Source organism: Citrobacter sp. wls826 (genome assembly GCF_005281245.1).
GTDB classification, from domain to species: domain Bacteria; phylum Pseudomonadota; class Gammaproteobacteria; order Enterobacterales; family Enterobacteriaceae; genus Citrobacter; species Citrobacter braakii.
The window spans coordinates 37,547-44,084 of sequence record NZ_SZWS01000022.1 but is presented as its reverse complement, the minus strand read 5'-3'; the positions used below and the strand labels follow the sequence as shown (position 1 = coordinate 44,084).

Here is a 6,538-nt window from a genome sequence, read left to right as displayed (position 1 = left end):
CCTCACCTCGCCCACGGCGGCTTCGCCCCAGGACATCAACGGCGCGTAAAGTTGAAAAACAAGATAGCGGGACATCGCAACTCCTTACTGGCTGACAAACTCCAGCAGTTCCTGGAGCGAACCTTCGCCCGATTCCACATTCATCTCGTAGTGGCGCTCCCCCTCACGTGACCCGTAAGCGCGTTCAAACTTCTGCCGCTGCTCTTTCAGGCGTTGAATGGCCTGTGTCTGCTGATCTTCTCCACGAACAGGATTAAAGAAAGCGACTGAAAGCGCGCGAGGCTGCTGGCGTCCCATTTCCACCAGTGCGTAAGATGCGTAAGCACGCGAGGCAAAGCTGTTCTGATTTCCGGTTGGCGAGACGGTGAGCGCCGTTTCGGCCAGCGCCTTAAGGGTTCGCGCGACCAGGGCTTTATCACCATTGAGGTTTTCCAGTAACAGGTCGCGACTGATGCAAATATAAGAATAGAATAACGCAGAGGCGAAGCCCTTCTCACCCATATGCGCCGACCCGGCGTCATCCTCTTTACGGTTCAGATCGTCCACTGCCGTAAAGAAATCCTCTTCAACCGTAACGGCGCTGACGCCAAGAGCATGAGCCACCTGGCAAGCGGCTTCAACGTTAAACGCCGGGCTGGACGCCAGCATGCGACCAAACAGCGCGATATCAACGCCGCTGGCAGTTTCACGTAACAGCTTCAGCTCGCTCACTTCCGGTTCACGTTTATCCGCAATCAGCGTTTCAACCAGTTGGTTTATATGCCGGTATTCATCCGGACTGATATGCACCAGTTGTTCGATATTCAGGTTCTCTTCCGCCTTCGCATTTTTATCGGCTTTTAATTTGCCGAACTGGCTGGCTATTTTTCCAGCGGCGGAAAGCGCCATCTTTTCTGCAACTCCACCAGCCAGCAGATGTTTATAAATCTCACTGCCCAGACGGCGAGTACGGGTGCCAATATGTCCACTAAGAGCGCTTTCAAAAACTTCCGAGGTACGCCATGCGCGCTTGAGACTTTGTGAGGAGACCCGAAGACGCTCTACCCCGCCCATAATGGCGGTTTTCGGACGTCCGGTATCATCACGGTTCAGGTTAGCGGGGGCGTAAGCCGTCAGAATATGCAATTGAATAAATGTCGTCATGAGTGAAATCCTTTTTATTTGTTCCTGGGAGATTTTTCGCCAGCCTGCAGATATTCACTGGCCCAGCGTACGGAGAGGCGCTTAAAAGGGTTACTTTCAGCCGCCAGATGTGCTTCTTTCGCCTGCCATTCACGCATCCATAAGAAAACCCCGTCAGCCAGCGACACAAGGTTAACGCCCTGGTCACCGCGCAGTTTTACCGCACGAATCAGTTGACTGGAGAGTTCCGCCGGGGTTCTGACCGCCAACAGGCGATCGAAACGCTGACGTGAAAGGCAGGGGCCGCTTTTAATCTCTTCACCAAGCTGGCGGGCGAAAGAGCCGGTGGCGTTGTCGTGATGGGCATGGGCCGCAATGCCTGTAAAAATGGCTAATGCCAGTTTGTCGCTGGCCTGCTTTTCTACGTCCGTCAGCGCACGGTTCAGATGATGAAAAGCCTGGCTGGTGAGCGCCCCATACGGTAAAACCGCATGACGCAGCTCTGCTCGCCAGGCCCGACCATTGCCTGTAAAAGCAGCATCGACGCTATTGCGTTCCTGCAAACTCCGAAACCAACGGCGAATAATGCCAGGCGCACCGTCGATAATAATCAGCTCTTTTCCGGTGTTAGTTTCAAACATTCGCCTGCTCCTTATGTTCCATAGCGAGCTCCTTCAGTGTTTTCAGGCTGGTGAGTTTTTTGACATTCTTGATAAGACTGAGCCGGGCAGACAAAATTCGTTGCAAATCAGCCGTATTATCGGGGTTGGTAAAAGCGCTCTGGTCGAATATTTGTAGCAACCCGCGTTGCAGGTTCTCTCCCCACTCCCGCAGCGCGGCGCGCGCCTGAGGCTGAAGAGAAGAAGGATGTTGGCTTAACGTCTGCCATAGCTGACGAAATCCTGGCTCGGTCTGCTGCCAGAAGGCGATATCCACCATACTGAAATCCCCTTTCGCCTTTTTAGGGCTCCCGAACCAGGCCTGTTTAAGCGCCTGAACGAGGAGAGGTCGAACGGAGATCGCCAGTTCGAGTGCAATTGAAAGCAGGTCTTTAAAGCTTTCCGCTTCATCGGCAAATAGCGCGATCAGAGGTAAACGATGCTCATACCAACAGCGCGCCTTGGCTTTATCCATATCAAAACCAAAGCACCATAATCCGGTAGCTCCCGGCTCTGGATTCTCGAGCACAACGCGTGCAGGGATCGTGCAATTCAGTTTATCTTCCGTCTTCATCGCCAGCCCCAGCCCCAGCCAGTCTTTATAGACCAGACCACCAGGTTGTCCCTTGAGCGCCAGCATCGGTGACGCCGCGTCTTTCAGCGCTTTTCGATACGGTGAAAGCGGGTGAACCCAGCCGTCATACTGCACGCCGTAGTTTTTGCTGCGGATCTGGCTGAGCAATGCAGGATGAGGCTCACCGCACAAATCACACTCGCCGCTTTGCGTATGGCTGAAATCAATTTCCAGCCGTCGCGGCATGCCCCAATAGGCCTGGAGCGGATGTGCATTTTCGGGCGTCACCCTATTTTTTGACGTTTCACTACTGCGGGTTGCGGCCAGCCACGGGAAAATCAGAGCCAGTTGCTCATCCTGCCATTGCAGCTGCCCAGGCATAACATTCAGCCAAAGTTTGCGCCAAAGCGGCTCATTTGGCTGAACTGGCATTAACAGCGTCGTCAGCGGTCCACCGCCGCGCATGCTGGTACGCCCCCCGGCTCCGTCCTCAGGGGAGTTGGTCTGAACGGTATAAAGCGCCATCACTGCACAGTGCGGGCAAAAATGCCGATAAATGCGACGTTTTACGAAGTGATCTTTATTTAACTTAACAGTGTTGCCGCCGGGAGCATCAATCAATAACCTGGCGATTGCGCTGTTTTTAACATCCAGCCCGGAAAAATCCTGCAAAAAAGCGGGTTTCTGTGGGCCAAACTGCATGGCAACCGCCACGCGTTCCAGCGCTTTTTGCCAGCGGTCCGGATCGATACCATCTTCCCAGATATCCTCCCACTGTTCTTCATCCTCCGGCGCGAATACCGTTTGTAGCAGGCCAATCAATAACTGATATGCCGCCCCCTGAAAATCTGCGCGCGGCCACGCCAGTTCGATAATGTCATTATCAGCCAGCTCGCCTGGCGAAATTTTTCGCCGCTGCCCCTGCCTGTCGATAACCGGCAGCCAGGGCTCCGTGATAAGTGAAAACATGATTCCTCCTGAAATAAATTACTGCAAATGCTGGCTCGATAACCCCCACGCCTTGCTATAAACTGCCGACGCGTCCCCCTCTGTAAGTAACAGCACCTGTGCATTCGGGTTGTGAATTTCGTGGCGAAAATGTTCGAGTTCTTCCCCCTGCAAACACGGCGCGTTAGCAGCAATTTTCTGCCATAGCGTTTCCCGCAATGAGAGGCGACTTTGTTGCCAGGAAAACGGTTCCAGCCGGGCGTAGGATTGCAGCGATCCTCCCTCTGCCCGCCAGGCAAGAAACAAATCGACGGTGGGCTCGCTTAATCGGGTGGAAAGTTCCACGTCGTCACTCCATCCCGCCATGCTTGCGGTACGGTGATAGCCAGTTTCCCAATCCAGAATGTTTTGCTTTGCGGCAGCCTTCACACTGAGATCTTTGCCGTAAACGTTATCCTCCTGAGCTTGCAGGCCAACGGGCGCGGCTATCCATGCTTCGTATACGCTTTCCACCAGTTCGCGCGCATCTTCCGGCATGCGAATCTCCCCTTTATCGCGCAATATTGCCTGTGTCCGCCACAGGCAAGCGTGGTCTTCGTAGACATAGCCTGTACCTTTGAGATGTTCACCCAGCCAGCCACTTTCCGCTTCCGGTTGCCACTCCGGCGCCAGAATGTGCAACGCTGGAGACAGACGACCATCTGGCATCTGCCCGGTTAGCGCCCCGTGTCGATCGCGAATATGGCGCTGTAAACGTCCTGCGCGCTGAATCAATAAATCGACCGGGGCCAGGTCGCTAATCATGACGTCGATATCCAGATCCAAACTCTGTTCCACAACCTGTGTTGCGATCAGCACTTTGCCGCGCCGCAACGTTGGTGTGCTTGATTTTCCGAACCATTCCAGCGCCCGATTTTCTATTGCCATACGATCGATAAATGCAAAACGACTGTGGAACAACAGCAGGTTTTCTGGTGGAACAAGCCCGCTATCCAGCAACTGGCGATAGACGGTAATCGCGTCATCCACCGTGTTACGGATCCAGCAGATGCATTGCCCGCTTTCAACGGTGCGGAGGATCAGTTCGCGGGCGCTGTCCGGATCGTTGAGCCACTGCACCGCAACGCGACGAGCCACTTCAGGACGCGTGGGAATATAGCGTTCAGATACCCCCTGCGAACTGAGATGCGAAAGCCAGGGATAGCCTGCATTTTGATCGGCAATAACGGGAGCACCGTTAATACCGCGCTGGAAAGCATTCAGTAACGTATGGCGTAAAGACGAGGGCAGCGTGGCGCTCAGGATGATGACGCTACCGCCCTGAGCCGCATGAAAGGTCAGTAGCCCTTCCAGCAGACGCACCATATAGCTGTCATAAGCATGTACTTCGTCCAAAAGCAGGATCTTGCGATACAGCCCGAGCAAACGTAGAGACTGATGACGAAATGGCATGGCGGCCATTAATGCCTGATCGAGAGTTCCGACCCCCACCTCAGCCAGCAGCGATTTCTTGCGTGAATCAGCAAACCAGATATTGCAGGTACTGCTGGCAGCCTGTTCATCCGGTATATAGGCAGATTGTCCGGCATTCCGCGATGACCACAGGGAATGCGTGAAGGCCTCCGACATGCCGCTTGAGCCATGCGCCAGCACCAGCGACGGGCGTTGCTCTGCTACAAATAACGCGCGATAAGCCGTTGCCAGCCGTTGAAACATGGCGTTTGAGGTTGCCATAGTCGGCAGTCCAACGTACAGGCTGTCACCTTTCCCCTGAGCCATTAACCGCTGGGTGAGGATCAGCGCCGCTTCCGTTTTGCCTGCACCGGTCACATCCTCCAGTACAAAAAGTTGTGGGCCTTCGGCTGAAATCGCTATGTCCATAGCGCTTTGCTGAAGCGGCGTTAAGTGCTGAATAAACGGGAACAGATCGGCCGGATTACGGTGGGTATCTACCGAAGAAAGCTGAGGAAGTTGCGCCAGCGCGTGCGTGGCCTGTGCTAAGGCCCTCTGCCAGTACGCGCTATCTGGCATAACGGTACTGACCAGTGGAAAATCATGTTGGTTCGATCCCATCCAGTCCGCAAGCGTTGTCAGTCCAGCCAGCAGCCAGCTTTGTTGACAGAGTTTTTTACGCCAGATTTTGTCGCAAAACCGGTCGGGGAAATCAGTGACATTGAGGAGAGAAGAGAGCGCCGCCATCCATTCTTCGGCAGCCACTTTGTCTTCGGGGGTAAAAGCAACGCTTCCTTTGACATCCTTTAATGGCGGAACACCATGATGACCGGTGACGACGTTGAGCCAGATATCCAGCGTTCTTTCACTTTCGCGTGTTAACGCAGGTAACGCATTGGGCCATGCTTTTCTCAACCCCTGCCAGAACCAGTATCCCAGCGAGTCGTGTCGTTCAGGATAGCCAATCCCGCTGATACCGGGCACCAAATCCGGGTAAGACGTCTTATTGAGCTGCTGAAAACCCCGCGCGAATTTCCCTATATCGTGGAGCCCCAGTATCCAGGCAAACCAGCGCGCAGCCTCTTCCCGGGAGAAACCTAATTCGGCAAAGATATCTGCCGCATGAAAGCGATTGCACATCACCATTTGCCAACCGCAGGCCGCCACATCCAGACAGTGATAGGGCAGCAAATGGTATGCATCCCCCTGGTCGTGAATATTTTCCTTTTTACTGGTTTTTCCCCAGTAAGCAAAATAAGGTGCGTAATTAGCCATTTATTAATAACAAGTCCGAATCCAAATATATTAAGAGAATTACAGACTAAGAAATAATATCGGTGATCAGAATCACACCTTAACGCGCAAAATAAAGTATTTATGCAAGATAATAATAAATATGAATAAGATGAATTATATAAATAAGCACCAGAAATATTTCCCTCTATTTTCCGGTGCTGATGAGACGATCACCCTTCGTGCAATCCGCACTCGCGCTTCAATCCGAAGAACCGCGTCTCTTCTTCCGCCATACCCGGCTCCCATTTGCGGGTGGTATGGGTATCACCAACTGACAGATAGCCCTGATCCCACAGTGGATGGTATTTCAGGCCGTGCTTTTGCAGATACTGGTAAAGGGTACGGTTGTCCCAGTCGATGATCGGCAGCACTTTAAACACGCCGCGCTGGATAGCCAGCACCGGCAAATGCGCCCGACTGCCCGACTGTTCGCGGCGCAGACCGGCAAACCAGGTTTGCGCATTGAGTTCTTTAAGCGCGCGGTTCA

5 protein-coding genes and 1 pseudogene are annotated in these 6,538 nt (G+C 53.5%); all 6 read right to left on the bottom strand.

The annotated features are described in order from the left end of the window. A pseudogene (locus FDW87_RS23275) lies at positions 1-75 on the bottom strand (type I-E CRISPR-associated protein Cas5/CasD); the annotation flags it as partial. 9 nt (positions 76-84) lie between these two features. After that, positions 85-1,143, bottom strand: a complete 1,059-nt coding sequence (cas7e, locus tag FDW87_RS04610) for a type I-E CRISPR-associated protein Cas7/Cse4/CasC (RefSeq protein ID WP_049268521.1) — start codon at positions 1,141-1,143, stop codon at positions 85-87. A 14-nt stretch (positions 1,144-1,157) separates the two neighbouring features. Continuing rightward, positions 1,158-1,763, bottom strand: coding sequence for a type I-E CRISPR-associated protein Cse2/CasB (gene casB, locus FDW87_RS04605; RefSeq protein WP_053090388.1), 606 nt, complete (start codon positions 1,761-1,763; stop codon positions 1,158-1,160). Further along, positions 1,756-3,324, bottom strand: coding sequence for a type I-E CRISPR-associated protein Cse1/CasA (gene casA / locus FDW87_RS04600; RefSeq protein ID WP_049268520.1), 1,569 nt, complete (start codon positions 3,322-3,324; stop codon positions 1,756-1,758). The genes casB and casA overlap by 8 nt, the downstream gene beginning before the upstream one ends. Before the next feature lie 18 nt (positions 3,325-3,342). Further along, positions 3,343-6,030 carry a CRISPR-associated helicase/endonuclease Cas3 gene (locus tag FDW87_RS04595; protein ID WP_049268519.1) on the bottom strand — a complete coding sequence of 896 codons (2,688 nt, stop codon included), beginning with the start codon at positions 6,028-6,030 and terminating at the stop codon, positions 3,343-3,345. A gap of 191 nt (positions 6,031-6,221) precedes the next feature. Then, the coding region (locus FDW87_RS21805; protein WP_252363011.1) for a phosphoadenosine phosphosulfate reductase family protein at positions 6,222-6,538 on the bottom strand (317 nt) is incomplete at its 5' end.

Coding starts and splice junctions, on each gene's coding strand:
- cas7e (WP_049268521.1), bottom strand. CDS start 1,143: ATGACGACATTTATTCAATTGCATATTCTGACGGCTTACGCCCCCGCT.
- casB (WP_053090388.1), bottom strand. CDS start 1,763: ATGTTTGAAACTAACACCGGAAAAGAGCTGATTATTATCGACGGTGCG.
- casA (WP_049268520.1), bottom strand. CDS start 3,324: ATGTTTTCACTTATCACGGAGCCCTGGCTGCCGGTTATCGACAGGCAG.
- FDW87_RS04595 (WP_049268519.1), bottom strand. CDS start 6,030: ATGGCTAATTACGCACCTTATTTTGCTTACTGGGGAAAAACCAGTAAA.